This window comes from Glycomyces luteolus (assembly GCF_027622875.1).
Classification (GTDB): domain Bacteria; phylum Actinomycetota; class Actinomycetes; order Mycobacteriales; family Micromonosporaceae; genus Glycomyces; species Glycomyces luteolus.
The window spans coordinates 111,967-138,118 of record NZ_JAPZVP010000007.1; the positions used below are offsets into that span (position 1 = coordinate 111,967).

Below are 26,152 nucleotides of genomic sequence, written 5' to 3' on the forward strand. Positions count from 1 at the left end.
TGGACCAAGTGGACAACCAGACAGGGGACCTCGTGAACAGTGCCAGCGCCGCGCAGCGGGTCAAGGCCGCCCTCGCCCGTATCGCCGAAGCCGAACGGCCCGAGGCGTGGATCGCGGTGCGCGGGGAGGCCGACCTCGCGGCCGAGGCCGCCCGGATCGACGCCGCGGTCGCCGCGGGCGCGGACCTGCCGCTGGCCGGGACCGTGTTCGCCGCGAAGGACAACATCGACGTCGCCGGGCTGGCGACGACCGCGGCCGCGCCGTCGTTCGCGTATGTGCCGGAGGCGGATGCGACCGGGGTGGCGCGGCTGCAGGCGGCGGGGGCGATCTGCTTGGGCAAGACCAACCTCGACCAGTTCGCGACGGGCCTGGTCGGTACCCGCAGTCCGTTCGGTGCGGTCAGGTCCGCCGCCGATCCGGCGTTGATCTCGGGCGGGTCGTCCTCGGGTTCGGCCGTCGCCGTGGCCTTGGGCGTGGTCGATTTCGCGCTCGGCACCGACACGGCCGGGTCGGGGCGGGTCCCGGCCGCGCTCGGCGGGCTCGTCGGGGTCAAGGCGACCCTCGGGCTCGTCCCGGTCGACGGGGTCGTCCCCGCGTGCGCGTCCTACGACTGCCTGACCGTGTTCGCGCCCGACCTGGATCTGGCCGCGCTCGCGATCGGGACCATGACCGGGCCCAGTGCCGCCGACCCGGCGTCGCGGGAGTGGCCGGCCGATGCCGTCTTGGCCGCGCCGCCGGTGCCGCGGGTCGCGATCCCCGCACCGGGCGCGCTGGCCGCGCTGGATCCGGATTTCCGGCCGTTGTGGGCGGCTGCGGTCGAACGGTGCGCGGACGCCGGGGCGGCGGTCGCGGTCATCGATGTGCAGCCGCTGCTGGATGCGGCGCTGCTGCTGTATGAGGGTGCGCTCGTGGCCGAGCGGTTCGCGGCGTTCGGGGCGCATCTGGACGCTGCGGACACCGACCCGACGGTCGCCGCGATCGTGGCCGGCGCCGTCGCCTTCTCGGGTGCGGACCTGGCCGCCGACCAGCAGCGGCTGCGCGCCATCCGCCGGGAGTCAGAAGCGCTGCTGGCCGGGTTCGATGCGCTCCTGCTGCCCACCGCGCCGTTGCACCCCAGCCTCGCCGAGGTCGCGGCGGATCCGATCGGCGTCAACGCGCGCATGGGCACGTACACGAACTTCGTGAACCTCCTCGACATGGCCGCCGTCGCGGTGCCCGCCGGGACCGCCGGCACGAAGGGGTTCGGGGTCAGCTTCATCGTCCCCGCCTTCCGCGACCAGGTCGCCGTCGACCTCGCCGCGCGGTTCCTCGGGGTCGAGGCGCCGCGGTTCGGCCCGGCCGGGGCCGACCTGGTCGTCTTCGGCGCCCACCTGACCGGTATGAGTCTCAACCACCAGCTCACCGATCTCGGCGCCCGCTACGGCGGCGAGGTGCGCACCGCACCGGCCTACCGGATGTTCGCCCTCGACACCGACCCGCCCAAACCGCTCGTGGTCAGGGCCGGGGACGGCGCGAGCCTGCCCGGTGAGCGCTGGGTCCTCAGCCCGGCCGCGCTCGGCCGGTTCCTCGAGGCGCTCCCGGCGCCGATGACCCTCGGCAAGGTCGAACTCGACGACGGCACCTGGGCGACCGGGTTCGTCGCCGGGGCGGCCGCGGGCGAGGACATCACGGCCGCAGGCGGATGGAAGGCCTGGCGGCAGCAGGCGCCTACCATGGGCGGCACCCACGACGCTTGAGGAGCACGATGCGCGACCGACACGACCTCACCCTGCAGGCGCTCGCCCGGATCGAACGCAAACTCGACCTGGTCATGCAGCACCTGGAGATCCGCGACTACGCGCCGCCGGAGCCCGACCCGTTCGGCGGCGTCCGCGACCTCGTGCGGCAGGGCAGGAAGATCCAGGCGATCAAGGCCTACCGGGAGATCACCGGCGTCGGATTGAAGGAAGCGAAAGACGCGGTCGAGCGCATGGAAGCGGGCCGCTGAACCGCCCCGGCCGGAGCAGAGCCCGGTCCACGTTGCGGACCGGGCCCGATGCCGTTGCGACGCAACGGCACACGCTCGCGCGGGGCCACCGGGCACCGGTGGATGTGACGGTCACTCGCGGGATTCGGGTAGGGTCGCGGCCATGAAACCCCCGCCGCAGCCCACGGTCCGCCGCGCACTGGTAGCCGCCCTCTGGCTCGCGTGCGTCTTCGGCGGGCTCATCGCCGCCGTCTGGGGCATCGGCTGGGCCTTCGAAGGGGGCCCCCAGCCGAGCGTGGCCACCGTCGAAGGCGCCACGCACCTCGCCTTCCCCGAGGACACGGAGGTCACCGACGCCGACCTGTCCCAGATGGAGTCGCCCGCCCCCGGGGACCGGGCCGAGGTCACCGTCGAGATCCCCGCGGACGACTTCGACGACTTCCTCGCCGACAACGCGATGGAGGCGCCCCTGCTGGCCGGGACGACCCCCAACGGCACCGCCACGGGCACCATCCCGGCCGGATGCACCGAGGACGTCTGCCACGCCTCCAGCATCATCGTCGAGGGCGGCACCGTCACCGTCCAGCTCACCGTCACCCTCATCTGACTCAGGCGAACAGGGCCGGCTCGCCCCGTTCGAGCGACAGCAGCCGCTCCTTGCGCCACAGGCCGCCGGCGTAGCCGGTGAGCTTCCCGTTCGCGCCGATCACCCGGTGGCAGGGGACGACGATCGCGATCGGGTTGCGGCCGTTCGCCAAACCGACCGCGCGCACCGCCTTCCGGTCCCCGATCCGCTCCGCCACCTCCATATAGGACACGGTTTCGCCGTAGGGGATGCGGCACAGCTCGTCCCACACCCGGTGCTGGAAATCGGTGCCCTGCGCCGCCAGCGGCAGGTCGAACTCCTTGAGCTCGCCCGCGAAATACGCCTCGAGCTGATCGACCGCGGCCTCCAGGACCGGGGTCGCCTCCTCCGGGCCCCACGCGTCTTTCACCTCCTCCACGCCCATGTGGACGTAGGCGACGCCCGCCTCGACCGCCGAGACGGCCAGCAGGCCCAGAGGCGACTCCATCGTCAGATGCCTCGCGCTGGTGTTCATCGCGTACTCGCTTCCTTCTCGATCGGCAGGTGGTTCGTCGGGTGCTCACTGGTGGCCCACAGGTACTGGACGGCGTAGGCCCGCCACGGCCGCCACGCCTGCGAACGCGCCTCCAGGGCCCGCCCGGCACCGAGTCCGAGATGCCGGGCGCCCTTGATGACGCCGAGGTCCTTCACCGGGAACGCGTCCGGGTCGCCCAGCGCGCGCATCGCGATCATCTCGATCGTCCACGGCCCCACCCCCGCCACGGCGGCCAGCGACGCGCGGGTGCGGGCCCAGTCGGCGCCCGGCCCCACATCGACCCGGCCCCCGGCCAGCGCGTCCGCCAGGGCGAGCACCGTGGTCTTGCGTCTGCCGGGCATGGGCAGGTGGGCGGGGTCGGCCTCGGCGAGCGCCGCGGGCGCGGGGAAGAGCCGGCTGAGGCCGCCGTCGGGGTCGTCGACCCTCTCGCCGTAGCGTTCGGCGAGGCCGGCGGCGATCGTGGCGGCCGAGGCGGTGGCGATCTGCTGGCCGATGACGGCGCGGATCGCGTACTCGGGGCCGTCGGCTTTGCGCGGCACCCGCCTGCCCGGGGTCTTCTCGGCCAGGGGCGCGAGGACCGGGTCGGCGGTGAGGGCCTCCATCGGGGCGTGCGGGTCGGCGTCGAGGTCGAGGGCGCGGCGGCAGCGGGCGACCGCGGCGGTGACGTCGCGCAGGTCGGCCACGCGCAGGCGGCATTCGATGTAGCCCGGTCCGGGGCGGAGGGCGGCGGTGCCGGGGCCGTGGGGCAGGCGCAGGGTGCGGCGGTAGGCGCCGTCCCGCCATTCCTCGACGCCGGGGGCCGCGGCGGCGGCGAGGTGCCCGAACAGGTTCGAGGGCTCGAACGGTTCGCGGTAGGCCAGGCGGAGCGTGATCGCGCCGCCGCCGGCGGCGGCGCGGCCTTTCGCTTTGGCGCGCAGTTCGGTGGGGGCGCAGGCGTAGACGTCGGCGACGACGCGGTTGAACGCCCGGATCGAGGCGAAGCCGGCGGCGAAGGCGACCTGGCCCATCGGCAGGTCGGTGTTCTCGATCAGGGTCCGGGCGACCTGGGCGCGCTGGGCGCGGGCGAGCGCGGCGGGTCCGGCGCCGACCTCCGCGATGAGGAGGCGTTCGAGCTGCCGGAGGGAGTAGCCGAGGCGGGTGGCCAGGCCGGCGGCGCCCTCGCGGTCGACGACGCCCTCGCCGATGAGGCGCATGGCGCGGGCGCACACGTCGGTGCGCCAGTCCCAGGCGGGGGAGCCGGGGGAGGCGTCGGGGCGGCAGCGTTTGCACGCGCGGTACCCGGCCTCCTGCGCCGCGGCCGCCGACGGGTAGAACCGCTGGTGCTCGCGTTTGGGTTTGACAGCAGGGCAGGAGGGGCGGCAGTAGATGCGGGTGGAGGTGACGGCGAGGAACACCCAGCCGTCGAAGCGGGCGTCACGGCCGGCGACGGCGGCCTGCAGCCGCTCCTCGTTGCCGATGATCGCTTGGAAGTCCATGTCCACAAGACTGCCCCGGGGGTACGACAACGGCTAGCCAGAAATCGACATCACGATTCGGGGAGATGGAGGCGGTCGACGGCCTCGCGGGAGCGGCGGGCCGGGCGGCGGTCGTAGCGGGCGGTCGTCGCCGGCGAGGCGTGCCCGACCAGGGACTGGGTGATGGCCAGGTCGACGCCGGCGTCGAGGAGCTCGCCGATGAAGGTGCGCCGGAAGTCGTGCGGGGTGTGGCGGCGCTGCCCGGCCTCGACGAGGCGCTTCATGAGCAGGTCGGCGATCGCCTGCCCGGTCATGCCGGAGAGCTGGTTGCCGGTGCGGCGCAGCCGCCCGGCCTTGTTGATCGGGCAGAACAGGGCCCCGGCGTCGTTGCCGCGCACCGCCGTCCACCGGTCGATGCGGGCCTGGGCGGCCTCGGTGACGTACACCGACCGCTCCTTGTTGCCCTTGCCGACGATCCGGATCGAGCGTTCGAGGGGGTCGTAGTCGGCCAGGCGCATCGAGGCGATCTCCGAGCGGCGGCACCCCGTCGAGTACAGGGTCGCGAGGACGGCGGCGTCGCGGGCCCCGGCCGGGCCCGGGTCGGCGTCGCACGCGTACAGGGCCGCGCCGAGCGCTTCGGCGTCGACCTGCTGGCCCACCGGGAGCCGCTGGGCCTTCACCGGCTGCAGGTCGCAGGCCCGCTGGTAGTCCTCGGCGGCCATCAGGTCGAGCCGCCACGCCTCCTTGAGGACCCGGCGCAGCGCCGCCAGGTGCTTGTTGACGTACGCGCCCGACCAGCCGGCGTCGATCATCGCCGCCCGCAGCCGCGAGGTGTGCTCATAGCGCAGCAGATGCCACGGCTGGCCGGCGCCGACCGTGTCGGGGTCGCCGGAGAGGAGCTGCGCGATCCGGTCGAGGCAGCCGCGCATGGTCCGCCGCGACTCGGCCGACCCGAGCGTGTCCAGATAGGCCCGGTACGGGTCCGCGCCCGGGCGGAGCGGTGCGGGGGCGCGGCTCCAGTCGATCCCTGCGATCTCAGCGGACATGCGTCCCACCATAGTTCACGTCCCACTCCCGTTCCGGCCGTAGCGGTTCACGCCGACTCGGCGGCCATGTCGCGGAGCTTGCGCACCGTGCGAATGTTCCGGGTCGTCGCCTCGAGGGCCCCGAGCGGCTTCCAGAACCCGGTCCGCTCCAGCGTGGAGCGGCCCAGCCCGTCGGGGTAGTACACCCACACCTCGGAACCGGCCGCGTGCGCCTCCTCGGCCTGCCCCGCGGGGACGGCCAGGTCGGGGGCGGGCCCGGACAGGAACGTCACGGTCACCTTCGATGCGTCGAGGCCCCGGCCCGCGAACGGGTCGGCCCCCGCGATCCGGTCGATCTCGGCGGCCGTGCGGACCATGACCGGGACCGTATGCCCGAAGGCCTCCGCGATCACCGCCGCGACCCCCGCCGCCACCGCGGACGCGTCCCGGCCTGAGTCGAGGACGATGTTCCCCGACTGGATGTAGGTCCGCACCCGCTCGAACCCGGCCGCCGCGAGGGCCTCGCGCAGCTCGCCCATCGGGACCTTCCGGTGCCCGCCGACGTTCACGCCCCGCAGCAGCGCCACATAGGTCGTCACCAAAGCACTCCTCCCGCCGCAATGGACCCAACCTACCCCGACGGTACGACGGGCCGCGGCGTGGCAAGATCGGCGGTTATGAGCCCGGCGTTCCGCACCACCACCATCGCCGTCCACACCGGACGCCGCGAGACCGTCAAGGACCTCACCGGCGACTGCGAGGCGTTCCTGTCCTCCATCGGCGCCCGCGAGGGCCTGCTCAACGTGTTCGTCCCGCACGCCACCGCCGGGATCGCCGTCATCGAGACCGGCGCGGGATCGGACGAGGACCTCCTCGACGCCCTCGCCGACCTCCTCCCGCGCACCGACCGGTGGCGCCACCAGCACGGCTCGACCGGGCACGGCCGGGACCACGTCCTGCCCGCCCTCGTCGCCCCGCACGCCACCCTCCCCGTCGTCGCCGGACGCATCGCCCTCGGCACCTGGCAGTCGGTGCTGCTGGTCGACACCAACCGCGACAACCCCGACCGGACCGTCCGCCTCAGCTTCCTCGGCTAGGCCGCGGCGCTCATGCGCTCCCACTGCCCGGCGTCGAGCTTCACCTCCAGGCCGGCCGCGACCTCGTCGAGCTGCGCCACCGACGACACCCCCACCAGGGGGATGATCGGCGCCCGGTGCCCGGCCAGCCACGCCAGCACCACCTGGTTGCGCGTCGCACCGGTCTCGGCGGCGACCTCGTCCAGGACCCGCAGGCGCGCCTCGGTCCCCGGGTGCCGGTAGTGCTCACCCAGCGGCTTGCCCGGGTTCACATAGGCGCCCGACAGGAGCGAGGAGTACGCCAGCAGCGCCGTCCCCGGCGTCCCGGCCACGAAATCGAGGTCCTCGGGCGCGGCGTGCACGTGCCCGCCCTCCGGCAGCGCCGTCCCCGGGCGCGGCTGCAGATACGAGTACCGGTTCTGCATCGCCGTATACGCCGCCGCGCCGGTCGCGGCCGCGACCGACCGCGCCCGCTCCACCCGCCACGCCGCATGGTTCGACGCCCCGACCATCCGGGCCTTCCCGGCCCGCACCACCGCGTCGAACCCCGCCACCGTCGCCTCCAGCGGCGTGTCCCGGTCGTCGCGGTGCGACCAGAACAGATCCACCCGGTCGGTGCCCAGCCGCCGCAGCGACTCCTCCAACCCGGCGCCGATCCGCTCCGCCGTCAACGGCTCCGAATGGTCCAGGCCCCCACCGGGAAACGACGGCCGCCGACCCACCTTCGTCGCGATCACCAGGTCGTCCCGGTTCCCGCGCGCGGCCAGCCAGCGCCCCAGCAGCAGCTCCGACTCATCGCCGGTGCCGCCGTCGATCCAGAACATGTAGCAGTTGGCGGTGTCGATGAAATTGCCGCCCAGTTCGGTGAACCGGTCCAGGATCGCGAAGCTGGTCGCCTCGTCCTGCACGCCGCCGAGGGCCATGGCCCCCAGGCACAGGCGCGACACGTCGATCCGGTCCGGTCCCAATGCGATCCGCTCCACAGCGGTCTCCTCTCGTTCGACCTCCGACGCTAGGACTTGGAGTGGACTCCAACGCAAACCCGCAGGCCAGTGGGGTGAGGTATCCTCGTTGCTCGTGGCAGACAATGCAACGGCCCCGACCTACACGATCGGCGAATGCGCGCGCCGCTCCGGTTTCACCATGGACACCCTCCGGTACTACGAGCGCATCGGGTTGATCGACGACGTGCGGCGCACCGCGACCGGGCAGCGGCGCTTCACCGACGGCGACCTCGAATGGCTCGGCACCTTGAAATGCCTGCGCGACACCGGGATGCCGGTCGAGCAGATGGCCCGCTTCGCCGACCTCGTGCGCGAAGGCGACCACACCATCCCCGAACGCATCCGCCTCCTCGAGGCCCACCGCGTCGCCGTCGACGAGCGCATGGCCGACCTCGCCGCGAAACGCGACTACATCTCCGGGAAGATCGACTACTACCGGAGCGTGTGAAAACCAGTCGACACCGGCCCCGTAGCGCGGCGATACTCGGCGCGTGCCCCATCACCTGGAAGCGGCCCGCATCGCAGCGATCGTCGCCGCCGAGCTCGCCCCCGCCTCGATCGGGATCGCCCTGTTCGGGTCCGTCGCGAACGGCACCGACCACCCCCACTCCGACATCGATCTGATCCTCGCCGCCGACGGCGCGAGCGGCGTGCAGGTCAAGCAGGTCGAGGGCCGCATGGTCACCCTCACCCGCAAGACCCCCGACGATCTGGCCGCCGCGTTCACCCGCCCCTGGGAGGCCGTGACCGCCGTCGCCGCCTGGCGCGCCGCGCGGATCCTCACCGACCCGCAGGGCACCATGCACCGGCTCCGGACCGAAGCGCAAGCCTGGACATGGGACGCGCTGGCCGCCGAAGGCGACCGGTGGGCCGCGGCAGCACTCGTGGGCCTCGCCGAGGAAGTCCACAAAGTCTGCGGGATGCTCGCCCGAGGCCGGGCCCGCGCCGCCGCCGCCAACCGCGCCGTCCTCGCCCTCCAGCTCGGCCAGCCCATGGCCGCCGCCCACCGGATCCTGGTCGACTCCGAGAACGACCTGTGGGACGCCCTCGCCGACGCGGCGGGCCCGGCCTGGGCCCGCGCCTGGGACGACGCCGCGGGCGTGAGCGGCTGCGACCACGAGCGGGGCTGCGCGGCCGCGCTCGAGCTGTACCGGCTCGCCACCGCCCGCCTCGACACCCACCTCGACGGCGACGACCGCGCGATCGTCCGCACCGCCCGCGACCTGGCCGCCGCAACCTGCACCGACAAGGACCACTGATCCGCCGCCACATCCTCACCGGCACCCCCGGCGCCGGCAAGACCACCATCCTGGGGCACCTCGCCGCCGCCGGGCACACCGCGACCGCCGAGACCGCCACCGACCTCATCACCGAAGCGCAAGCCGCAGGCGACCCGCTGCCATGGAACGCCCCCGGCTTCCTCGACGCCATCGCCGACGAGCAGGCACGCCGCCAACGCGCCGCCGACACCCTGCCCGGGCCCGTCCAGTACTTTGACCGCTCCCCGGTGTGCACCCTCGCGCTGGCCCGGTTGCAGAACCGCCCGGTCGGGCCGGCGCTCGCGGCCGAACTCGACCGCATCAAAGCCGAAGCCGTCTACGAACGGCGCGTCCTCTTCGTCGAGCACCTCGGGTTCATCACCCGCACCGAGGCGCGCCGCATCGGCTTCGAGGAGGCCCTCCACTTCGAACGGATCCACCGCGCGGCCTACCGCGAACTCGGGTACGAATGCGTCCCGGTCCCGCCCGCGCCCGCCGCCGAACGCGCCGCGCTCGTCCTGCGCCTGACCACCGAGAACGAGACCGTTGACTGACCTCACCGCCGCACTCGTCCAGGCCCTCGTCGCCGACCAGTTCCCGCACTGGGCCCACCTGCCGGTCGCACCGGTCCCGAAGCAGGGCTGGGACAACCGCACCTTCCGGCTCGGCACCGAACTGTCGGTCCGCCTGCCCAGCGGCGGCGCCTACGCCGCGGCCGTCGAGAAAGAAGACCGCGCCCTGCCCGCCCTCGCGGCGCACCTGCCGCTGCCGGTGCCCGAACCGGTCGCCACCGGCGCACCGTCCGAGCGCTACCCGCACCCGTGGTCGGTCCGGCGCTGGCTCGAAGGCGACACGCTCCTCGACGCGCCCGACGTCGACCGCGCCCGCCTCGCGCACGACCTCGGGACGGTCCTGACCGTGCTGCGCGCCGCCCCGACCAGGCGCGGCACCGCCGCCGGAGCGCACTCGTTCTACCGCGGCTGCCACCCCAGCGCCTACGCCGACCAGGTCCAGCGGTCCCTCCGCCTCCTTGCAGACACTGTGGACACGAAAGCGTGCGAAGCGATCTGGGACGAGGCGATGCGCACCGTCTGGGCCGGCCCGCCGGTGTGGTTCCACGGCGACATCGCGGCAGGGAACCTCCTCACCACCGGCGGAAGGCTCGCCGCGCTCATCGACTTCGGCACGTGCGGCATCGGCGACCCCGCCTGCGACCTCCCGATCGCCTGGACCTACTTCACCGGCGAGGACCGCGCCCGGTTCCGGGCAGCGGCCGGACTCGACGACGGCACGTGGGCGCGCGCCCGCGCCTGGACCCTCTGGAAGGCCCTCATCATGATGTCCGGCATCTCCGGGCACGACCCCGACGGCATCCAGGCCCGCAACCTCGCCGAAGTCCTCGCCGACCCGCTCACCTGAGGTCGGCGACCAGGGCCTCCCCGGCCGGCCACGGCCCGAACCCGGTCTTCGAGTCGAGGTGCCCCACCTCTCCGGCGTCGAACAGCGCCGCACCCCACGCCTGGGCGTAGACCCCGGCGGAAGCGAACGTGCAGTACGGGTCGTCACGGGAGGCGACGAGCACCGCGCGGAACGGCAACGGCGCCATCGGCACCCGCCGGTCCGCGTCCGAATCCGGCTCGGCCTCGCGCAGCCACGGCGGGGTCACCAGCAGTGCCGCGGCCACCGGCCCGTCGTGGCGCGAGGCCCACATGACCGTGGTGATGCAGCCCGCCGAGTGGGCGACGAGGACCACCGGCTCCGGACTGGCGCCGATCGCGAGGTCCAGGGCGGCAATGCGATCGGCGAACACCAGGGGCGGGCCCGGCGGCTCGGGCGCCCACGCCCAGCCCGGGCGCGAAGCCCACTCGCGCAGCCAATGTGTCGCCTTGGGAACGCCCCGCCCGGGGACCGCCAGGAACCGCATGCCCCGATCATCCCAGCGCCGCCGTTCACGCCCGGCGGCGATGCCTGACCGTCACCCGCGCCTTCGGGGTCGGGCGGGCGACCTCCTCGAACCCCGCCGCCAGGAACATCGGGAGCGTCCCGGTGTAGGAGCCGCCCGGGCTGCGGTCGACCACAGCCGGGTCGATCGGCACGCCCTCCACCACGGCGGCGCCGCCCCGGTAGGCGAAGTCGACGGCGGCATCCAGCAGTGCCCGCGAGACGCCGCGCCCGCGCCACTGCTCGGGCACGAAGAAGCAGGACACCACCCACACCGCGTCCAGATCCCCGGGTTCGGGCAGCGGCCGGGTGCCCCGGGCGGTGTTGAGCCGCGGATACGCCGAGCGCGGCGCCACGGCGCACCAGCCGACCGGCTCCCCGTCCGCATAGGCGATCAGCCCCGGCGGGCCCTGGTCGACGACCTCCCTGGCCGCTGCCGACCGCGGCCGCGACAGGCGCTCGCCGCGCTCCTCGCGCCACCACATGCAGTAACAGGACCGGTTGGCGCCCATCTGCCGGGCCAGCGCCAGGAAGTCCGGCCACCGGTCCGGGACCAGTTCGGCGACGGTCACTTGCGGTTCCACGCCATCGAACCTATCGCCCGCCGCGCGTCGGCGCCGCCGCTCGCCCCGAAACGGCGCCCGAGTGCGTCAGCCGATCGGGGCGTCGCCGACCAGGCCGCGCGCGTAGTTCACCGTGGACCGCTGATAGCGCGGCAGGTGCGGGGCGAGGGCGATGAGCGCGACCGACAGGCCCTCGCGGTCGCGGCCGAGCTTCGCGAGCGTCAACGCCTCGCACATCGCCAGCGCGTCATCGTACGCATCCGAGCCGCGCGCCCGCTCCTCCTTGATCATCTCGAGCGCCCGCTCGGGGTGCCCGGTCTCGCGCAGCGACGACGCCATCTGGATCGACACCCGGCGGCGCCGCACCCCCGACAGTCCCGCGGCGATCGCGCGCCCGTAGTAGCCGACGGCGGCCTCGGTGTACCCGGTCGAATCGTGCGCGCCGCCGACCTCGAACAGCGCCAGCGGGTCGTCGGGGCCGCACTCGGCCGCGAGGTCGATCATCGCCTGCACGAACTCGTCGCGGCCCAGTTCGTCCAGCCGCTCCCACAGCGCGGCGACGCGCGCTTCCCAAGCCTCAGTTGCCATGCCCGGCAACCTACGCCACCGCGGCGCCGTCTCGCCTACCGGTCGCTCAGCCCGTCGGCGAGCGCACCGAGCCCGCCCAGCAGGACCAGCCGCTCATCGGCGTCCAACGCCTCGTAGATCGGGGCGTCGAGCCGGTTCGTCTCGGCCTCGATCGCCTCCCGCTCCGGGCCGGGCTCCAGCGCCTGGATCTGCTCGACCGTCAAACCCGCAGCGCCCCAAGCGGCCCGGTGCGCATCCGCCCGGTGGTGCCGCAGCGCCTCCAGCCGCGAGGCCAGCAGCGCCGAAGGCGACGCACCCACCGGTTCCCACACCGGCGTCAACGCCTCGAACACCGGACCGCCCGTCGCCTTCCCGGCCTCCAGCAGCCGCTGCACCAGCGGCAGGACCGCCTCGACCGCGGCCAGTCCCGGCATCGACGGACTGGGCCGGTAGGACCACAGCCGCTCCGCGGTCGCCGCGAAGACCCGGTCGGCCTCCAATGTGATCGCGCGGCCGGCCTCGGTCAGGTGCCAGTACCCGTCGATGCGCTCCACCAGGCCCGGCGCTTCGGCGGCTTCCGGATCGAACGGCCAGTACGCCATCCGCGCCGCCAGCGCCGCCTCCGGCACCGGGTGGTCCAGCAGTGCAGCGAACACGTCGATCTCCAGGCCGGGCGTCAACCCGCGGCGCGCGTACAGGTCCCGGACCTCCGCGCGGGCCCCGGCGCGCAGCGACACGTGGACGCGATCGATCACAGGACGGATCACGGCGGCATACAGCATCGGCACTCCCAGGGACGCAAGACGATTAGGATGCCGCCCATGATCCCATCCGCGCTCACCGCACTCAACCGCGAATCCGAGCAGCTCTCCACCGTCCTCGACGGCCTCGACCACGGCGACTGGACCGCACCGACACGCTGCACCCCATGGGATGCCGCAGCACTCGCCGCGCACATCACCATGACCCTCGCGCGGCTGTGCCCGATGCTCGACGCCCCCGAGCCCCCCGAAGCCGCCGTCGACGCCGCCGGCTACTACCGGCCCGACGAACGCTTCTCGCCCGACGTCAACGAGATCCGCATCGACTCGGCCGCCGAAGCGGCCGCAGCAGGCGGCCCGGCCGTCGCCGCCCGCTTCCACGCCACCCGACGCACACTCGAGCGGTGCGCGAACGAGGCGCCCGGGCGGCGCGTCACCACCCGCCACGGCGACCCCATGACCCTCGAGGACTTCCTCACCACCCGCGTCGTCGAAGTCGCCGTGCACGGCATCGACCTCGCCGACGCGCTCGACCGGCCGCGCTGGACCACCCCCGAGGCCGCCGCGCACGTCGCCGCGCTCCTCCTCGGCCCCGACCACGCCACCGTGCTGGCCGGCCTCGGTCTGGGCCCGGTCGCTTTCATCGCCAAGGCCACCGGCCGCGACGATTTCACCGCCGCCGAGCGGGCCGCGGTCGAGGCGCGCGGGATCACCTGGCTCGCGCTCGGCTAGCAGGCCGAGGCGGTGTAGTCCAGCAGCGCGGCCTGCTCGGCCTCATCGACGGCGAGGTGCCATTCGGTCTTGACCTCGACCCACGCCCAGATGTAGGCGCACCACACGGTCTCGTCCTCGGGCATCCACTCGGCGGGGTCCTGGTCCGATTTGGAGCGGTTGGAGGAGGCCGTGACGGCGATGAGGTGCCAGTTGTTCTCCTGCCAGTTCGCGTAGGCCTGGCGGTCCTCGGTCGTCCAGTCGACCGCGCCGGAGCCCCACGCCTCCTTCAGCGGCACGAAGTGGTCGATGTCGATGTCCCCGGAAGCGGTCACGGTCTCGCCGTCGTACATCGAGACCCATTCGCCGGTCATCGCGCCGTCGCAGTCGGCCTCGGTGAGGGCCCCGGTGCGGTCCTGCTTGACGAGCACGTCGTCGCGGGCGTCGCAGCCGTTGCCGTCGTCGTCCTTCCAGTGGGGGAACAGGGACCGGTCGTAGCCGCTGTCGCGCTCCTCGGCGACCTCGAGCGCTTCGATGCCGGCGGTCAACGCGGCGGGGTCGACGGTGACGGTGAACGGCGCGGTAGCGCTGAACTCGTTCGACACCTGGGGGCCGGTCCCGGACGGGGCGTCGGTGGTCGCCTCGTCCACCAGACCGGACAGATCGGAGCAGCCCGCGGCGAGCACGAGGGGGAGCACGAGGAGCAGACGGGAGGCACGCATGGGCGACGTCCTAACGGGACAGCGAGAGGGGCACGGCGGCGCACCAGTGCGCCCGGGATGTTCGCAACGTAACACAACGCGGTCCGCCCGAACAGGCCCGCGCCTGCTAGATTCCCCCGAATGATCGTCTGGCTCAACGGCAACTTCGGCGCCGGCAAGACCACCACCGCGCGCCTCCTCAAAGACACCCTCCCCGCCCGCGTCTTCGACTCCGAGCACATCGGATACCTCCTGCGCCCCATCATCGGCGACATCCCCTGCCACGACTTCAAAGAATGGGCGCCCTGGCGGGGCCTCACCATCGAGACCGCCCGCCAAGTCCTCGACTTCGTCGGCGGCACCCTCGTCATCCCGCAATCGGTCCTCCAACACGGCTACTGGACCGAACTCACCGACGGCTTCGCCAAAGCCGACATCCCCGTCCGCGCCTTCACCCTCCACGCCGACCGCGACACCTTCCGCCACCGCGTCGAACACGACACCGACGAACCCACCGCCAAGCAATGGCGCCTCGACCACCGCGAACGCTACGAGACCGCCCTCGACGCATGGATGCGCGACCACACCGAGATCATCGACACCAGCCACCTCACCCCCGACCAGGTCGCCGCCCACATCACGACCGCCGTGACCGGCTGAAACCCGCAACCGCCTGAAAACGTCACACCCTGGCGCGACGATGGGAGCGAAGCAGCCACACACCGCACGGCAAAGGAGCCCGCCATGGCCTACCTCGTCCTCATCGGCACCCGCAAAGGCCTGTTCACCGCCCAAAGCGATGACCGCGTCCACTGGTCCGTCGACGGCCCCGCCAAACTCGACGACGACGGCTTCACCGCCGTCGCCGAAATCTACGCCGCCGCCTGCGACCCCGCCACCGGCCGCATCCTCGTCGGCGCCTCCACCTTCTTCGGACCCTCCATCTGGCGCTCGAACGACCGCGCCCAGACCTGGTCCGAACCCGAGAACGCCCCCATGGCCTTCCCCCAAGACCTGCCCTACCGGCCCCTCGACTTCTCCGACACCGCCGGCCTCGACCAACCCGACACCGACCAGACCAACACCGTCAAACGCATCTGGCAACTCACCTTCGGCCCCGGCCAGCGCGTCTGGGCCGGCGTCGAACCCACCAGCCTCTGGACCTCCGACGACGGCGGCCAGAGCTTCACCTTCAACCGGGCCCTGTGGGAACACCCCGAACACACCACCTGGGCCTCCGGCGCCGGCGGCCCCGCCGTCCACACCATCGTCCCCGACCCGAACAACCCCCAGCACCTCACCGTCGCCATCTCCTCAGGCGGGATCTACCAGACCGACGACGACGGCAAGACCTGGAACGGCATCACCAAAGGCATCACCGCCGACTACAGCCCCGACACCGAACCCGACTCCGGCCAATGCATCCACAAAGTCACCCGCGACGCCGCCGGCACCCTCTTCGCCCAATCCCACGGCCCCGCCTACCGCGCCACCCGACCCGACGGCGGCTGGACCAACATCTCCGCCAACCTCCCCTCCGACTTCGGGTTCGCCATGGTCGCCCACCCCACCGAACCGGGCACCGTCATGGCCTGGCCCGTCGGCGAATCCATGGACCGCACCCCGCCCGACCACCACATCAGCGCCTGGCGCACCACCGACGGCGGCGACACCTGGAACCCCTGGGGCACCGGCCTCCCCGCCGAGCCCTACTTCGGCACCGTCATGCGCGACGGCGCCTGCACCGACGGCGCCACCCGACCCGGTTGGTACTTCGGCACCCGCTGCGGCGACGTCTGGGCCGCCGACGACCAGACCGGCGAATGGCACCTCATCGCCGCCCACCTGCCCGACGTCCTCTGCGTCCGCGCCATGGAGACCCCGTGATGGTCGACGTGAAACTCCCCGCCGCACTCGCCTCCGAATGCGGCGGGGCCCGCCACCTCGGCATCGACGTCCCCGCCGAAGCGACCCTCGCCGACGTCCTCGACCAGATCGCCGCCGAGCACCCGCGCCTGGGCCGCCGATTGCGGGACGAAGCCGGGAAACTGCGCCGCTACGTCAACATCTACATCGGCGACGACGAAAGCCGCCGCCTCCAAGGCCTCGACACAGCCGTCGACGGCCGCGACATCCAGATCCTCCCCTCCATCGCCGGAGGCTGACACACGAAATCGGGGCGCCGCGCACCAGCGCGACGCCCCGCAACACCCTGGGGGGACTAGGACTTGCCGTTGATCGACACCACGTCCACCACGAACACCAGCGTCTCGTTCGGACCGATCACGCCACCGGCGCCCGCCGCACCGTAACCCAGCTCCGGCGGAATCACGATCAGCCGGCGGTCGCCGACCTGCGCACCCACCAGGCCGTCGTTCCAGCCCTGGATCACCGGCGCCGAACCCAACGGGGACACCGAGAACGGCTGCGCGCCCCGGTTCCACGACGCATCGAACTCCTTGCCGTCCGACCAGTTGAACCCCGCGTACTGCACCGCGACCGCATCCCCGGCCTTCGCCTCCGCACCCGAACCCTCGACCACATCGAAGGTGAACAGCGCCGCCGGCGGCTGCTGGTCACTCGGCACCGACACGACCGGCTTCGCATCCGTCTCGGCCGACACCGACACCTCGACACCGTCACTGATCTGCACCACGTCAGCATTCCCTTCCTCGGCGGCGTCGTCATCCACGCCGCAACCCGCCAGCAGCCCCACGCTCACACACGCGACGGCCACCGGCTTCCAAACTCGACTCAGCAGGCTAAAGGCCACCGAGGGAACCTACCACCCGCCCCACCCCGCCCCCGCCCACACGCCGCACCCGAGCGAGCAGCCGCACACGCCCGCCACCGACTACCCTTCAACACAACGACCCCGACTGCACCACACCACAAGGACGACGATGACCGGCCCCACCACACCCGCACCCATGCACCCCCTCCGCCGCGCCCTCACCCTCTGGGGCGCCATCATCGCCCTCCTGTGGCTCATCCTCATCATCGACATCGTCCTACCCGCACACCTCACCGGCTACGGCATCACCCCGCGCACCACCGAAGGCCTCTTCCCCGGCATCCTCGCCGCACCCCTCCTCCACGCCGGCGCCCCGCACCTCATCTCCAACACCATCCCGCTCGCCGTCATGGGCACCATCGCCGCCCTCCGCGACTGGCGCGGCATGTGGATCGCGCTGGCGTGCTCGCTCGTCGTCTCCGGGCTCGGCGTCTGGCTGCTCGCGCCCGCGTGGTCGGTGACAGTCGGCGCTTCGGGGATCGCCTTCGGGCTGTTCGGGTACCTGCTCGCCCGCGGCGTCTTCATCCGCAGCATCGCCGACATCCTCATCGGCGTCCTCATCGTCATCGTGTACGGGTCGCTGATCTGGGGCGTGCTGCCGTCGCATCCGCACGTGTCCTGGCAGGCCCACCTGTTCGGCTTCATCGGCGGGATCCTCGCCGCGTTCGCCACCGCGAAGGCCGCCCGCCGCGCGGCGAGCCCGGCCGCGTGAGCGCCCCGAGCGGCTTCAGCTACACGGCGCGGCGGGACGGCACCGTCGTCATCGCGCATCGCGGGCGGGCCGCCGCGACGCTCCGCGGGGCCCGTGCAACGAAGTTCCTCGACGAGATCACCGCAGGGGACGAGCAGCTCGTGATGGCCCGCTGGACCGGCGCGTACAAGTTCGGCAACGAACGCGCCGCCCGCCGCCACCCCCGCAACCAGGGACGATAAGCCGGAGCGGGGGAGGGGCGGGCCCCCGGGATCGACGGCGCACCCCCATAGCCCTATAGTGCTAACATCCTAGTGAAATAGAGAAACTTCGTGATCGACTTCCACCTCGAACCGCGCTCAGGCGTGGCCCCGTACATGCAACTCGTCCACCAGGTCCAGCAAGCCCTCCGACTCGGGATGCTCGACGTGGGGGACCAGCTGCCCACGGTCAAACAAGTCGTCGCCAAGATCGCCATCAACCCCAACACCGTCCTCAAGGCCTACCGCGAACTCGAACGCCAAGGCCTCGTCGCACCGCGACCGGGACGCGGCACCTTCGTCACCGCCACCCTCGCCGACGCCAGCCTCGACGCGCACGCCGAACTCAAAACCGCACTCCAGCAATGGATCGCCAGCGCCCGAGGCGCCGGACTCGACGACGAGGCCATCCAAGCCCTCTTCGACACCACCATCAGAAAGGCACCGCAGGCAACCCCATGAACACCCCAGTCCTGAGCACCAACGCACTCACCAAGCGCTACGGCAGACACACCGCGCTGGCCGAAGCGACACTCGACATCCCCGCCGGACGCATCGTCGGCCTCGTCGGCCCCAACGGCGCCGGCAAATCCACGCTCCTGGCCCTCGCCGCCGGTCTCATCCGCCCCACCAGCGGCCGCATCGAGGTCCTCGGCCGCACCCCCGCCGCCGACGCCGCGCAGCTCGCCGACGTCGGCTTCGTCGCCCAGGACACGCCCGTCTACGCGGGCCTCACCGTCGGCGACCACCTGAAGCTGGGGGAGCACCTCAACCCGACCTGGGACGCCGCGTTCGCCGACGGCCGCGTCAGGCAGCTCGGCCTCGACCTCGGCAGGAAGGCCGGGCGCCTCTCCGGCGGACAGAAAGCCCAGCTCGCACTCACCATCGCCGCCGCCAAACGCCCCAAGCTGCTCATCTTCGACGAACCGGTCGCCGCCCTGGACCCCCTCGCGCGGCGCGCGTTCCTGCAGAACCTCATGGAGTTCGTCGCCGAACTCGACGTCTCCGTGATCCTCTCCTCCCACCTCATCGGCGACGTCGAACGCGTCTGCGACCACCTCGTCGTCCTCGCCGAATCCCGCGTCCAGGTAGCCGGCGACATCGACGACCTCACCGCCGCGCACCACCGCCTCGTCGGGCCCCGCGGCACCCTCGACGCCCTGCCCGACGGCGTCCAGGTCATCGCCGCCGACCACACCGATCGCCAGACCACCCTCATCGTCCACAACACCACCGGCCGCCCGTTCGAGCACCCCGGCGCCGACACGATCGGACTCGAGGACATGGTCCTCACCTACCTCCACCGCGCCGAGGGCCTCACCGCCCCCACCCTCGAGGAGACCCGCGCATGATCTGGCTGACCTGGCGCCAAATGCGCGCCCAGACCCTGTGGTCCGCCGGCATCATCGCCGCTGCCGCCGCCTACCTGCTGTACCTCGGCGCCGACATCCGCGACGCCTACCGCCTCAACATCACCGACTGCACCACCGGCTGCGACGACGCCGTGCACACCCTCGCCGACCAGTTCGGGTCCGGCCTGCTCCTCATCGGACTCTTCCTGCTCGCCGCACCGGCCCTCATCGGCGCGTTCTGGGCCGCGCCCCTCATCACGCGCGAACTCGAGACCGGCACCCACCGCCTCGTGTGGAACCAGTCGGTCACCCGCACCCGCTGGCTCGCGGTGAAACTCGTGATCGTCGGGGGAGTGAGCGTCCTGTTCACCGGCGCGCTCAGCTTGCTGTTGACCTGGGCCGCAGGGCCGTTCGACAAGGTCGTCGACAGCCGGTTCGAGCCGTTGACGTTCGCCGCCAGGGACCTCGCCCCGTTCGGGTACGCCCTGCTGGCGTTCACCCTCGGCCTCGTGGTCGGCGTGCTGGCCCGCAAGACGCTCGTGGCGATGGCGGTGACGCTGCTCGTGTTCGTCGTCTTCCAGCTGCTCATGGCGAACGTGCTCCGACCGCAGTTCGCCGAGCCCGTCACCGAGACCATCGGCTGGGACGACGCGAACACCGTGGGCCATATCGACTCCTTCGGCATCGGCCCGCAGGGCGCCGGCATCCAGGAGTACCAGATCCCCGGCGCGTGGGTGGTCTCCGACTACATCGTCGTCTACAAAGGCGACGGCACCGAGTTCACGGAGGCGGACCTCAAGACCTGCGAAGCCCAGGGCGGCACCCCGGACGACTGCTTGATCGCGCTGGATGCCACGTTCGACGTGACCTACCAGCCCGCCGACCGCTACTGGGACTTCCAGTGGATCGAGTTCGGCGTCGCCGCCGGGCTGGCGGCCGTCCTGGCCGGGGTCGCGTTCTGGCGGATCCCGCGCGGACTCTCGTGAGCCGCCGCAGCCGAACCACACCGACCTGGCGAGATTCCCGCAAGTAATGAAGGAGGAGGCGGGTGTCCGGCCCTAGGGCCGGACACCCGCTGACGTTTCATCGGCGTCACTGGTCGGTGATGTCGACCATCCAGTTGATGCCGAACCGGTCGACCAGCGCACCGAACTCGTCGCCCCACATCTGCTTCTCGAGGGGCATGGTCACCGTGGCGCCCTCGCCGAGGCCCTCCCAGTAGCCGCGGAGGCGGTCGGCATCGTCGCCGGAGATGCTGATCGAGATGTTCTGGCCCGGCTTGTGCTCCATGCCCGGAGGCATGTCCGAGGCCATGATCATGTAGCCCGCCTCCGAGTTGAGCGAGGCGTGCATGACCTTGTCGGACCCCGGGCCGGGCATGCCGGACTCGCCGAAGGTCATCACCTTCAACTCGCCGCCGAGCACGCTCTGGTAGAACTCCATGGCCTCCCGTGCGTTCCCGTCGAACTGGACGTACGGATTGAGGATCGAACCCATTGCGGGCTCCCTTCGTCGTAGCGGTCTACCGCCATACTCGCAAGCGGGGCCGACGCGGGACCGCGATTCGCCGATTCCGGCATGCGCGGGGGATCAGGACGCGGCGCGTTTGACCAGCTGGAACAAGGCGACTTCCTGGCTGCGGAACATCACAGGCTCAAGACCCGATAGGACACGAGAGTACGTAGACGCGATCGCTGAGTTTGCCGATGAGCCGATAGATGTGCCAGAGGCAGTCACCGAGGGCAATCTGATAGTTGTCGTCGCCGAACCGCTGGATGTAGCGGTCTGGGTCGCTCAAGAGCCGGGCGGCGTGAAGCAGGTTCCTGCTGCCTTTGCCCGAATGCTCCTCGCCGTATTGGCCCCATTCGGTTCCGAGAACGTGGCACTCATCGATCTGCAACCCGGCAGCGTGCATCGCGGCCTCTGCGTAGTCCGGCCGCATGTTCTGCTCGACGCATCCCATCGTCGGCAGCAGCCAAGCCGCCTCTCCCGGCTCCAGCCTGTCGGTGCAGAACATCTGATAGACCAACGCCCGGCCTCCAGGGACCAATGCCCGGCGAAATTCGGCGAATGCTGTGGGAAGGGCGTCGACGTGTACCAATACGTCGCGACACCAGATCAAGCTCATCGAGGCGTCGGAGACAGGAAGCGCCTCGGCTCTCCCTAGGTCAAAGGACACGGCGTCTTCCAGTTCTGGTTGGGTCTGAGCGCGGTCGGCAAGGTCCTTCCGGGCAATATCGATGTGGCGTTGAACCGGGTCGATGCCACGAATCCGCCAGCCAAAGCGTTGAGCCAGTTCAAGAGTGTGCCGACCTTCGCCGCATCCGACATCGAGAACGTCTGCGCCGGGTTCGAGTCCGAGCCGCTCCGCGGTCTCGTAGAACATGCTGGGACCTCGGGGGCTGAGGCTCTGATCCAGTAGCTCCTTGTATTCCTCCTCAACCTGCGCGAACGCGTCGTAGCTGCGGGAGAGGAACGCTTCGTCCGCCATGGTCACTCCAGTCCGATGATCCCGGTTCAATTCCGCCCCAACGACGACGTCCCGGGTCTCCTGCGGAACCTAGTGGAGGTGTTGTTGGGCAGCAAGCCTTTTGCCGTCTCACGGATATCCCGTTCTGTCACCGATCGAAGACTCGGTCGCAGGTCGCGGAGACGGGGGCTTCGACCATCACCCAGTGCCAGTAAGGGAAGCCAGGAACGTTGCCAGTCGCTAGAGAGCGTCGGCGAGTTTGGCGGTGAAACGGTGCAGATGCGGATCGAGGATCTCGATCGGTTCGTCGAGCACTTGCGTTAGCGCCAGCCACTTGATGCTGGAGAACTCCTCTTCGCTGAACCATGTGATGGTCTCAGGGGTCGAGCGGATGAGGTGCCAAAGCGAAACGTCGGTGTGCTGGCCGGGGCCGCGAGTGTCCGTGACGGTCAGGAAGAGCGGTTGTTCGCCGAAGACTGCGGAGGGGACGGCCGTGATGTCGAGTTCTTCCTGGCATTCTCGTTGGACGGTTTCCCAGGGAGATTCGCCGGGTTCGACATGCCCGCCCGTTGGCAGCCAGAGACCGGCTTTGCGATGTTCGACCAGCATCACCTGCGCCCGAGCCTCATCGAGTACGACGAAGTAGCTGACCAGATGCATCGGTGGCGTCGCCGGCTTCACGGTGCGATAGAGCGGTGCGCCGCTTGCAATCCATGCTTGAGCAGTGGAGATGTGGCGCTGCTCCAGATCGTCCCAGGGTCTGATGCCCTGGAGGAGGTCTGAAAGTCGAGCGCGGCTGGTTCGATCTGGCGTTGAGGACGCATCGACGATTGTCACGTGGGACATGATGCCACCCGCCTCCGGCGGTCTCGCGCCCTTCTCGAATCTCAGAGTTTGAATGTGTGATGGCCGCAGTTTCATCGGCCGACCCGCCATCGGGACAACAGGAAGGCGCCGCCGATAGCGCGGGTGCACCCGCTCCGAGCAGATCCGCAGCCGGGACATACGACTTCCCTCAGGGTCATGGCTACCTGGATGCCAACACGTCGAGCCACCCCGATTACGTCATCGATGGTGATATCACGGAGGCTTGGAAGGAGGACAGTGAGGAGATGGTCGCACCAGATCCTTGTTGCACCAATGCATCTCGTGATCAACTGGGTCCGAGACTGTTACGGGAGGCGTAGTTAGGGTTGTGACCCATGAGGCGAGATGGTCCGGTGGGTTTGGTGATGGAGCACATCGGTGCTTACCCGAGCGGCAGATAAGGTTCGTGGTTCTTCGCCGCCGTCTTTGCCATCGTCGTCGCAGCCATGCTGGTCACCGAGCTGAACACGGGAAGCCGGCTCGATCGGAAGGTGGCGCGGTGGCGGGACCACATCGTTGGCTGGTTGGGCGAACGGTGGCACGATCGGGGGCCGAGCGTCCGGCTCAGACCACTGGCGCAAGGCGCCGCCAGCAGATGAGACAGCGGCGAGTTTGGTGAATCCCTGATGCATGGACAGGTGGCGGTCCCAGCGGACGGCGAGGCGTTTGAACTGGTGGAGGTGGGCAATGGCCTGTTCGACAACCCAGCGGATCTTGCCCAGGCCGATGATCTTCTTGCGACCGCGCTGCGGAATGATCGGCTCGATTCGTTTGGAGCGCAGCCAGTCACGAAAAGCCGCGGAGTCGTAGCCGCCATCGGCCAAGATCGCATCCGGCCGACGACGCGGACGGCCAACCCTCCCCGCCACGGGACCGATCGCCTCGACAAGGTCGACCGCAGCCATGACGCCGCGTCTTCCCCGATGTCGCAGGCCAGAACGGCTGCGGCGCATACGCGATCACCTTGGGATCGAAGTCCAAGCGAATCGCGTGATCGCGTTCGAGCCAGGACTCGTAGCCGACATGGCGCCCCAGCGTCGCCGACCACCACAGGCCCGGGTGGTTCCGCTGCTCCCGCCAAGAGGGAAACGTCGCACCGGTCGCCTGTCTCCGGTTTGAGCCGTTGCGCCCCAGTCAGATCGACCAGCTGCTCAACGCCTTTTCTGGTGAGGTCGGGCGTACCGCCACCGAGCGCCGGTGAAGCAGCACAGCTCACCGGCTTGGGATGAAAGCTAGGTCCGAACGATGCACGACCCCTGTTGAACGACATCGACTTGTCAGCGGGAACCGACATCTGATGTCAGCGCTGCCGGTCGCCGTCGTGCGCCCGCTCCCTGCTGCGAGACGGCGTTCGCTGTCATCCCGATGTCGCTCAACAGCTCACCCGAAGTAGGTTGGCTCGTCGTTGACATCTTTGGTGGGATCGCCGCCGAAGTCCCCGTAGGGGTTGTTCTGCTCGGTGGTTCCCTCGGTGTACACCGGGGCACTGGCATGGACGCTGTGGCCGCCTTCGCTCCCGAAGCGCCCGAGGTCTTTCGCTTCGAGGTCGACCGGGTCACGGTTGACCAGGACCAGGGCTTCGTCGGTCGGGGAGGTCTCGGTCTCGATGCGGAGGTCGAAGCCGCCTTCCTCGGTCTGGTGGAGGTGGAGGCGCACGTGCCCGTAGTCGCCGGCTTCGGCGGCGGGCGGTGTGGCCAGGTGCAGGTCCGCCTGTCCCCAGGCGAGGGCCCCGTCGGCGCCTTCGGCGCACGCCGAGCTGTCTAGGTCGAGCGCCTTGTCGGTCGCCAGGGGCGCGGTGCAGGGGACGGCGAGCATGTCAAGCGACCCGGTCAGCTCACCCAACTGGTAGTCGCTCCCCTCGACGGTGATGGCCCCGTTGTCCATCACGATCGGGATTCGGGCTTTGAACAGGTCCGCTGGTGCGGGCAGGTCCGTGCCCGGCAGGGGTGCGGCGTTTGCGGCGCCTACTGCGGCCAGCAGGAGCACTCCGGTCGCGGCGGCGGTGGTGACGATTTTGCGCATGATGGTCCCTTCTCGACGATCGATTCCTCGCCGACCGTAAACGAACGTGCAGCGGCCCGCAGGCCAACGCGGCAACTCCGACTACCGGAACAGCGACATCACCAGCCCGGGCCGGCAGCTGAGCTGTTGAACGACATCGACTTGTCAGCGGGAACCGACATCTGATGTCAGCGCTGCCGGTCGCCGTCGTGCGCTCGCTCCCTGCTGCGAGCCTGACGATCCATGTCAGCGTTCGCCGTCATCCGATGTCGCTCAACAGGGTCAACTCGGACTAGACATTCGCTGGAGGCCGTGTCAGGCCCCTGATCATCATTACTTGCGGGAACGGCACTTCTCGTGAGTTATATGCCGTGATGGGACACGCCTGTTTTTCCATTATTTAAATATTAAAAACGGAAATTAATAATGGTAGGTTGTGTGCATGACGAAACCAGGTACGACCACCGGCCCTGTCCCGACGACCCGGACGGCCGCCAAGGGCGCGACGCTGTGCAAGCGGTGCGGGACGCCGATCCCGCAGCAGCCCGGGCGCGGACGACCGCGCCTGTATTGCGCCGAAGGCGACTGCGCCGCCCAGGCCAAACGCCAGCGCGAGCTGCGCCGGTCCACGCCCGGGCTCGAAGGCGCTCTGGCGAGGGCCGAGGAGCTGTACGAGCAGATCGAGCAGTCGATGGCGTCGGCGCTGGCGCCGCTGGCTGAGGCGCTGCGGGCGGAGACCGATCCGGCCGAGGTCGAGGCGCGGCTGGCGGAGGTGCGGTCGGATGCGGCCTCGACCGTGGCGGCGGCGCGAGCGGAGCGGGACGAGGTGGCCTCGCGGGCGGCGGCGCTGCGTGAGGAGCTCGAGGCTGCGCAGGGCGAGGTTGAGCGGGCCGCCGGCGCATTGGAGGCGGCGGAGGTTCGGGCGAAGGAGGCGGTGGCGGCGCGGGTGGAGGCCGTGCGCGCGGCGGAGGCGGCTCGTGAGGAGACTGCCGGGGCGGTTGCGGAGGCCGTTGCCGCCGTGGCGGGTCGGAAGGAGGCTGAGGCGCTGGCGCGGGCTGCTGAGGAGGCGCGTGCGGCGGCGGTGTCCGAGCGGGAGGCTGCGGTGGCGGCTCGTGAGGAGGCCGAGCGGGTGGCGGTCGCGGCGCGGGGTGAGGCGGAGGCGGCGCGGGCGCGGGCGGATCAGGTGGCCGTGGAGGCTGCGGAGGCGCTGCGGGCCGGTGAGGCGGCGCTGGAGCGAGCCGAGGCGCGGGCGCTGGGGTTCATTGGTGAGCGGGACGCGGAGCGGTCGCGGGTGGAGTCGCTGGTGGCGGAGGTGGCGGTGGCGCGGCGGGACGCGGAGCAGGCGGCCGCGCGGGCGAGCGAGCTCGGTGGGGATCTGGATCGGGTCCGGGGTGAACTCGCCGACGCGGTGGCTGATGCGCGGGTGTCGGTGTCGCGAGTGGAGGCGGCGGAGGCCGCTGGTGTCGAGGCGCGGGCGGCGGTGGAGTCGTGGCGGGAGCGGGCCCTGGCTGCGGAGGCGCGGTTGGCGGAGCGGGAGGGCGGCGGGAAGTAGTCCTACTCCCCCGCGC

Annotated in this window: 34 protein-coding genes; 18 read left to right on the top strand and 16 right to left on the bottom strand. The window is 71.1% G+C overall.

The window, feature by feature from the left end; genetic code table 11:
• The first annotated feature begins 8 nt into the window (after positions 1–8).
• The 3 genes from atzF to O1R50_RS10850 all read left to right on the top strand — a co-directional run bounded on the left by atzF (position 9) and on the right by O1R50_RS10850 (position 2,573).
• The gene (atzF, locus tag O1R50_RS10840; protein WP_270110041.1) at positions 9–1,736 is read left to right on the top strand and encodes an allophanate hydrolase; all 1,728 of its coding nucleotides are present in this window, start codon (positions 9–11) and stop codon (positions 1,734–1,736) included.
• 8 nt (positions 1,737–1,744) lie between these two features.
• Positions 1,745–1,987, top strand: coding sequence for a ribosomal protein L7/L12 (locus tag O1R50_RS10845; RefSeq protein WP_270110042.1), 243 nt, complete (start codon positions 1,745–1,747; stop codon positions 1,985–1,987).
• Between the two features lie 142 nt (positions 1,988–2,129).
• On the top strand, positions 2,130–2,573 hold the full coding sequence (locus O1R50_RS10850) for a hypothetical protein (RefSeq protein WP_270110043.1): 444 nt from the start codon (positions 2,130–2,132) through the stop codon (positions 2,571–2,573).
• Position 2,574: 1 nt separating this feature from the next.
• Here O1R50_RS10850 and O1R50_RS10855 read toward each other — a convergent pair whose 3' ends face one another.
• From O1R50_RS10855 to O1R50_RS10870, 4 genes are read right to left on the bottom strand one after another with little or no spacing between them, the layout of a single operon-like run.
• On the bottom strand, positions 2,575–3,066 hold the full coding sequence (locus O1R50_RS10855; protein ID WP_270110044.1) for a methylated-DNA--[protein]-cysteine S-methyltransferase: 492 nt from the start codon (positions 3,064–3,066) through the stop codon (positions 2,575–2,577).
• Positions 3,063–4,562, bottom strand: coding sequence for an AlkA N-terminal domain-containing protein (locus O1R50_RS10860; protein WP_270110045.1), 1,500 nt, complete (start codon positions 4,560–4,562; stop codon positions 3,063–3,065). The genes O1R50_RS10855 and O1R50_RS10860 overlap by 4 nt, the downstream gene beginning before the upstream one ends.
• 50 nt (positions 4,563–4,612) lie before the next feature.
• On the bottom strand, positions 4,613–5,587 hold the full coding sequence (locus O1R50_RS10865) for a tyrosine-type recombinase/integrase (protein ID WP_270110046.1): 975 nt from the start codon (positions 5,585–5,587) through the stop codon (positions 4,613–4,615).
• Between the two features lie 47 nt (positions 5,588–5,634).
• A complete protein-coding gene (locus O1R50_RS10870; RefSeq protein WP_270110047.1) occupies positions 5,635–6,165 on the bottom strand; it encodes a DUF1697 domain-containing protein in 531 nt (176 codons plus the stop codon).
• 78 nt (positions 6,166–6,243) lie between these two features.
• On the opposite strand from O1R50_RS10870, the gene O1R50_RS10875 reads away from it, so the two are divergent.
• Positions 6,244–6,663, top strand: coding sequence for a secondary thiamine-phosphate synthase enzyme YjbQ (locus tag O1R50_RS10875; protein WP_270110048.1), 420 nt, complete (start codon positions 6,244–6,246; stop codon positions 6,661–6,663).
• Here the strand turns inward: O1R50_RS10875 and O1R50_RS10880 are convergent.
• Positions 6,660–7,625 carry an aldo/keto reductase gene (locus O1R50_RS10880; RefSeq protein ID WP_270110049.1) on the bottom strand — a complete coding sequence of 322 codons (966 nt, stop codon included), beginning with the start codon at positions 7,623–7,625 and terminating at the stop codon, positions 6,660–6,662. The genes O1R50_RS10875 and O1R50_RS10880 overlap by 4 nt on opposite strands.
• Positions 7,626–7,719: 94 nt before the next feature.
• Here O1R50_RS10880 and O1R50_RS10885 point away from each other — a divergent pair, with 94 nt between their 5' ends.
• From O1R50_RS10885 to O1R50_RS10900, 4 genes are read left to right on the top strand one after another with little or no spacing between them, the layout of a single operon-like run.
• The gene (locus O1R50_RS10885) at positions 7,720–8,094 is read left to right on the top strand and encodes a MerR family transcriptional regulator (RefSeq protein ID WP_270110050.1); all 375 of its coding nucleotides are present in this window, start codon (positions 7,720–7,722) and stop codon (positions 8,092–8,094) included.
• A 43-nt stretch (positions 8,095–8,137) separates the two neighbouring features.
• Positions 8,138–8,905 carry a nucleotidyltransferase domain-containing protein gene (locus O1R50_RS10890; protein ID WP_270110051.1) on the top strand — a complete coding sequence of 256 codons (768 nt, stop codon included), beginning with the start codon at positions 8,138–8,140 and terminating at the stop codon, positions 8,903–8,905.
• A gap of 11 nt (positions 8,906–8,916) precedes the next feature.
• Entirely contained in the window at positions 8,917–9,459 is a 543-nt protein-coding gene (locus O1R50_RS10895; RefSeq protein WP_270110171.1) for an ATP/GTP-binding protein, read from the top strand.
• Complete coding sequence (locus O1R50_RS10900) at positions 9,452–10,324, top strand: aminoglycoside phosphotransferase family protein (RefSeq protein WP_270110052.1); 873 nt, start codon at positions 9,452–9,454, stop codon at positions 10,322–10,324. Before O1R50_RS10895 ends, O1R50_RS10900 begins: the two co-directional genes overlap by 8 nt.
• Here the strand turns inward: O1R50_RS10900 and O1R50_RS10905 are convergent.
• From O1R50_RS10905 to O1R50_RS10920, 4 genes are all read right to left on the bottom strand, one after another.
• The gene (locus tag O1R50_RS10905; RefSeq protein ID WP_270110053.1) at positions 10,317–10,829 is read right to left on the bottom strand and encodes an RBBP9/YdeN family alpha/beta hydrolase; all 513 of its coding nucleotides are present in this window, start codon (positions 10,827–10,829) and stop codon (positions 10,317–10,319) included. The two genes, O1R50_RS10900 and O1R50_RS10905, sit on opposite strands and share 8 nt — an antisense overlap.
• Positions 10,830–10,854: 25 nt before the next feature.
• Positions 10,855–11,430 carry a GNAT family N-acetyltransferase gene (locus O1R50_RS10910; RefSeq protein ID WP_270110054.1) on the bottom strand — a complete coding sequence of 192 codons (576 nt, stop codon included), beginning with the start codon at positions 11,428–11,430 and terminating at the stop codon, positions 10,855–10,857.
• Between the two features lie 66 nt (positions 11,431–11,496).
• On the bottom strand, positions 11,497–11,997 hold the full coding sequence (locus O1R50_RS10915) for a tetratricopeptide repeat protein (protein WP_270110055.1): 501 nt from the start codon (positions 11,995–11,997) through the stop codon (positions 11,497–11,499).
• 35 nt (positions 11,998–12,032) lie between these two features.
• Positions 12,033–12,758, bottom strand: a complete 726-nt coding sequence (locus tag O1R50_RS10920) for a hypothetical protein (protein ID WP_270110056.1) — start codon at positions 12,756–12,758, stop codon at positions 12,033–12,035.
• A gap of 39 nt (positions 12,759–12,797) precedes the next feature.
• Here O1R50_RS10920 and O1R50_RS10925 point away from each other — a divergent pair, with 39 nt between their 5' ends.
• Entirely contained in the window at positions 12,798–13,469 is a 672-nt protein-coding gene (locus O1R50_RS10925) for a maleylpyruvate isomerase N-terminal domain-containing protein (protein WP_270110057.1), read from the top strand.
• On the opposite strand, the gene O1R50_RS10930 is transcribed toward O1R50_RS10925, so the two are convergent.
• Positions 13,466–14,170, bottom strand: coding sequence for an HNH endonuclease family protein (locus O1R50_RS10930; protein ID WP_270110058.1), 705 nt, complete (start codon positions 14,168–14,170; stop codon positions 13,466–13,468). The two genes, O1R50_RS10925 and O1R50_RS10930, sit on opposite strands and share 4 nt — an antisense overlap.
• Positions 14,171–14,290: 120 nt before the next feature.
• On the opposite strand from O1R50_RS10930, the gene O1R50_RS10935 reads away from it, so the two are divergent.
• From O1R50_RS10935 to O1R50_RS10945, 3 genes are all read left to right on the top strand, one after another.
• Positions 14,291–14,809, top strand: coding sequence for an AAA family ATPase (locus O1R50_RS10935; RefSeq protein ID WP_270110059.1), 519 nt, complete (start codon positions 14,291–14,293; stop codon positions 14,807–14,809).
• An 84-nt stretch (positions 14,810–14,893) separates the two neighbouring features.
• Positions 14,894–16,036, top strand: coding sequence for a WD40/YVTN/BNR-like repeat-containing protein (locus O1R50_RS10940; protein WP_270110060.1), 1,143 nt, complete (start codon positions 14,894–14,896; stop codon positions 16,034–16,036).
• Positions 16,036–16,314, top strand: coding sequence for a MoaD/ThiS family protein (locus O1R50_RS10945; protein WP_270110172.1), 279 nt, complete (start codon positions 16,036–16,038; stop codon positions 16,312–16,314). Before O1R50_RS10940 ends, O1R50_RS10945 begins: the two co-directional genes overlap by 1 nt.
• A gap of 56 nt (positions 16,315–16,370) precedes the next feature.
• On the opposite strand, the gene O1R50_RS10950 is transcribed toward O1R50_RS10945, so the two are convergent.
• On the bottom strand, positions 16,371–16,922 hold the full coding sequence (locus tag O1R50_RS10950) for an FKBP-type peptidyl-prolyl cis-trans isomerase (protein WP_270110061.1): 552 nt from the start codon (positions 16,920–16,922) through the stop codon (positions 16,371–16,373).
• Between the two features lie 130 nt (positions 16,923–17,052).
• Here O1R50_RS10950 and O1R50_RS10955 point away from each other — a divergent pair, with 130 nt between their 5' ends.
• The 5 genes from O1R50_RS10955 (at position 17,053) to O1R50_RS10975 (ending at position 20,232) form a co-directional block, all read left to right on the top strand.
• Positions 17,053–17,655: a rhomboid family intramembrane serine protease gene (locus O1R50_RS10955; protein WP_270110062.1), complete on the top strand. Its 603-nt coding sequence runs from the start codon at positions 17,053–17,055 to the stop codon at positions 17,653–17,655.
• On the top strand, positions 17,652–17,876 hold the full coding sequence (locus O1R50_RS10960; RefSeq protein WP_270110063.1) for a hypothetical protein: 225 nt from the start codon (positions 17,652–17,654) through the stop codon (positions 17,874–17,876). Before O1R50_RS10955 ends, O1R50_RS10960 begins: the two co-directional genes overlap by 4 nt.
• 90 nt (positions 17,877–17,966) lie before the next feature.
• Positions 17,967–18,356, top strand: coding sequence for a GntR family transcriptional regulator (locus O1R50_RS10965; RefSeq protein WP_270110064.1), 390 nt, complete (start codon positions 17,967–17,969; stop codon positions 18,354–18,356).
• Positions 18,353–19,246, top strand: a complete 894-nt coding sequence (locus O1R50_RS10970; RefSeq protein WP_270110065.1) for an ABC transporter ATP-binding protein — start codon at positions 18,353–18,355, stop codon at positions 19,244–19,246. The genes O1R50_RS10965 and O1R50_RS10970 overlap by 4 nt, the downstream gene beginning before the upstream one ends.
• Entirely contained in the window at positions 19,243–20,232 is a 990-nt protein-coding gene (locus O1R50_RS10975; protein WP_270110066.1) for an ABC transporter permease, read from the top strand. The genes O1R50_RS10970 and O1R50_RS10975 overlap by 4 nt, the downstream gene beginning before the upstream one ends.
• A gap of 106 nt (positions 20,233–20,338) precedes the next feature.
• Here the strand turns inward: O1R50_RS10975 and O1R50_RS10980 are convergent, their stop codons facing one another.
• The 5 genes from O1R50_RS10980 to O1R50_RS11000 all read right to left on the bottom strand — a co-directional run bounded on the left by O1R50_RS10980 (position 20,339) and on the right by O1R50_RS11000 (position 24,605).
• A complete protein-coding gene (locus tag O1R50_RS10980; RefSeq protein WP_270110067.1) occupies positions 20,339–20,743 on the bottom strand; it encodes a VOC family protein in 405 nt (134 codons plus the stop codon).
• A gap of 157 nt (positions 20,744–20,900) precedes the next feature.
• Complete coding sequence (locus tag O1R50_RS10985) at positions 20,901–21,737, bottom strand: class I SAM-dependent methyltransferase (protein WP_270110068.1); 837 nt, start codon at positions 21,735–21,737, stop codon at positions 20,901–20,903.
• A 219-nt stretch (positions 21,738–21,956) separates the two neighbouring features.
• Complete coding sequence (locus O1R50_RS10990; RefSeq protein WP_408612671.1) at positions 21,957–22,562, bottom strand: NUDIX domain-containing protein; 606 nt, start codon at positions 22,560–22,562, stop codon at positions 21,957–21,959.
• 341 nt (positions 22,563–22,903) lie between these two features.
• Positions 22,904–23,488, bottom strand: a complete 585-nt coding sequence (locus O1R50_RS10995) for a transposase (protein ID WP_270110070.1) — start codon at positions 23,486–23,488, stop codon at positions 22,904–22,906.
• A 475-nt stretch (positions 23,489–23,963) separates the two neighbouring features.
• Positions 23,964–24,605 (bottom strand): hypothetical protein, encoded by a 642-nt coding sequence (locus O1R50_RS11000; protein WP_270110071.1) that lies wholly within the window; start codon positions 24,603–24,605, stop codon positions 23,964–23,966.
• A gap of 421 nt (positions 24,606–25,026) precedes the next feature.
• Here O1R50_RS11000 and O1R50_RS11005 point away from each other — a divergent pair, with 421 nt between their 5' ends.
• Positions 25,027–26,136, top strand: coding sequence for a coiled-coil domain-containing protein (locus O1R50_RS11005; protein WP_270110072.1), 1,110 nt, complete (start codon positions 25,027–25,029; stop codon positions 26,134–26,136).
• Positions 26,137–26,152: the final 16 nt, after the last annotated feature.

Bases quoted from the DNA above. Each gene is read 5' to 3' on its own strand.
- O1R50_RS10845 (WP_270110042.1), top strand. From the start codon at position 1,745: ATGCGCGACCGACACGACCTCACCCTGCAGGCGCTCGCCCGGATCGAA.
- O1R50_RS10850 (WP_270110043.1), top strand. From the start codon at position 2,130: ATGAAACCCCCGCCGCAGCCCACGGTCCGCCGCGCACTGGTAGCCGCC.
- O1R50_RS10855 (WP_270110044.1), bottom strand. From the start codon at position 3,066: ATGAACACCAGCGCGAGGCATCTGACGATGGAGTCGCCTCTGGGCCTG.
- O1R50_RS10860 (WP_270110045.1), bottom strand. From the start codon at position 4,562: ATGGACTTCCAAGCGATCATCGGCAACGAGGAGCGGCTGCAGGCCGCC.
- O1R50_RS10865 (WP_270110046.1), bottom strand. From the start codon at position 5,587: ATGTCCGCTGAGATCGCAGGGATCGACTGGAGCCGCGCCCCCGCACCG.
- O1R50_RS10875 (WP_270110048.1), top strand. From the start codon at position 6,244: ATGAGCCCGGCGTTCCGCACCACCACCATCGCCGTCCACACCGGACGC.
- O1R50_RS10905 (WP_270110053.1), bottom strand. From the start codon at position 10,829: ATGCGGTTCCTGGCGGTCCCCGGGCGGGGCGTTCCCAAGGCGACACAT.
- O1R50_RS10915 (WP_270110055.1), bottom strand. From the start codon at position 11,997: ATGGCAACTGAGGCTTGGGAAGCGCGCGTCGCCGCGCTGTGGGAGCGG.
- O1R50_RS10920 (WP_270110056.1), bottom strand. From the start codon at position 12,758: ATGCTGTATGCCGCCGTGATCCGTCCTGTGATCGATCGCGTCCACGTG.
- O1R50_RS10925 (WP_270110057.1), top strand. From the start codon at position 12,798: ATGATCCCATCCGCGCTCACCGCACTCAACCGCGAATCCGAGCAGCTC.
- O1R50_RS10930 (WP_270110058.1), bottom strand. From the start codon at position 14,170: ATGCGTGCCTCCCGTCTGCTCCTCGTGCTCCCCCTCGTGCTCGCCGCG.
- O1R50_RS10935 (WP_270110059.1), top strand. From the start codon at position 14,291: ATGATCGTCTGGCTCAACGGCAACTTCGGCGCCGGCAAGACCACCACC.
- O1R50_RS10940 (WP_270110060.1), top strand. From the start codon at position 14,894: ATGGCCTACCTCGTCCTCATCGGCACCCGCAAAGGCCTGTTCACCGCC.
- O1R50_RS10945 (WP_270110172.1), top strand. From the start codon at position 16,036: ATGGTCGACGTGAAACTCCCCGCCGCACTCGCCTCCGAATGCGGCGGG.
- O1R50_RS10955 (WP_270110062.1), top strand. From the start codon at position 17,053: ATGACCGGCCCCACCACACCCGCACCCATGCACCCCCTCCGCCGCGCC.
- O1R50_RS10970 (WP_270110065.1), top strand. From the start codon at position 18,353: ATGAACACCCCAGTCCTGAGCACCAACGCACTCACCAAGCGCTACGGC.
- O1R50_RS10975 (WP_270110066.1), top strand. From the start codon at position 19,243: ATGATCTGGCTGACCTGGCGCCAAATGCGCGCCCAGACCCTGTGGTCC.
- O1R50_RS10980 (WP_270110067.1), bottom strand. From the start codon at position 20,743: ATGGGTTCGATCCTCAATCCGTACGTCCAGTTCGACGGGAACGCACGG.
- O1R50_RS10985 (WP_270110068.1), bottom strand. From the start codon at position 21,737: ATGGCGGACGAAGCGTTCCTCTCCCGCAGCTACGACGCGTTCGCGCAG.
- O1R50_RS10990 (WP_408612671.1), bottom strand. From the start codon at position 22,562: ATGTCCCACGTGACAATCGTCGATGCGTCCTCAACGCCAGATCGAACC.
- O1R50_RS10995 (WP_270110070.1), bottom strand. From the start codon at position 23,488: ATGGCTGCGGTCGACCTTGTCGAGGCGATCGGTCCCGTGGCGGGGAGG.
- O1R50_RS11000 (WP_270110071.1), bottom strand. From the start codon at position 24,605: ATGCGCAAAATCGTCACCACCGCCGCCGCGACCGGAGTGCTCCTGCTG.
- O1R50_RS11005 (WP_270110072.1), top strand. From the start codon at position 25,027: ATGACGAAACCAGGTACGACCACCGGCCCTGTCCCGACGACCCGGACG.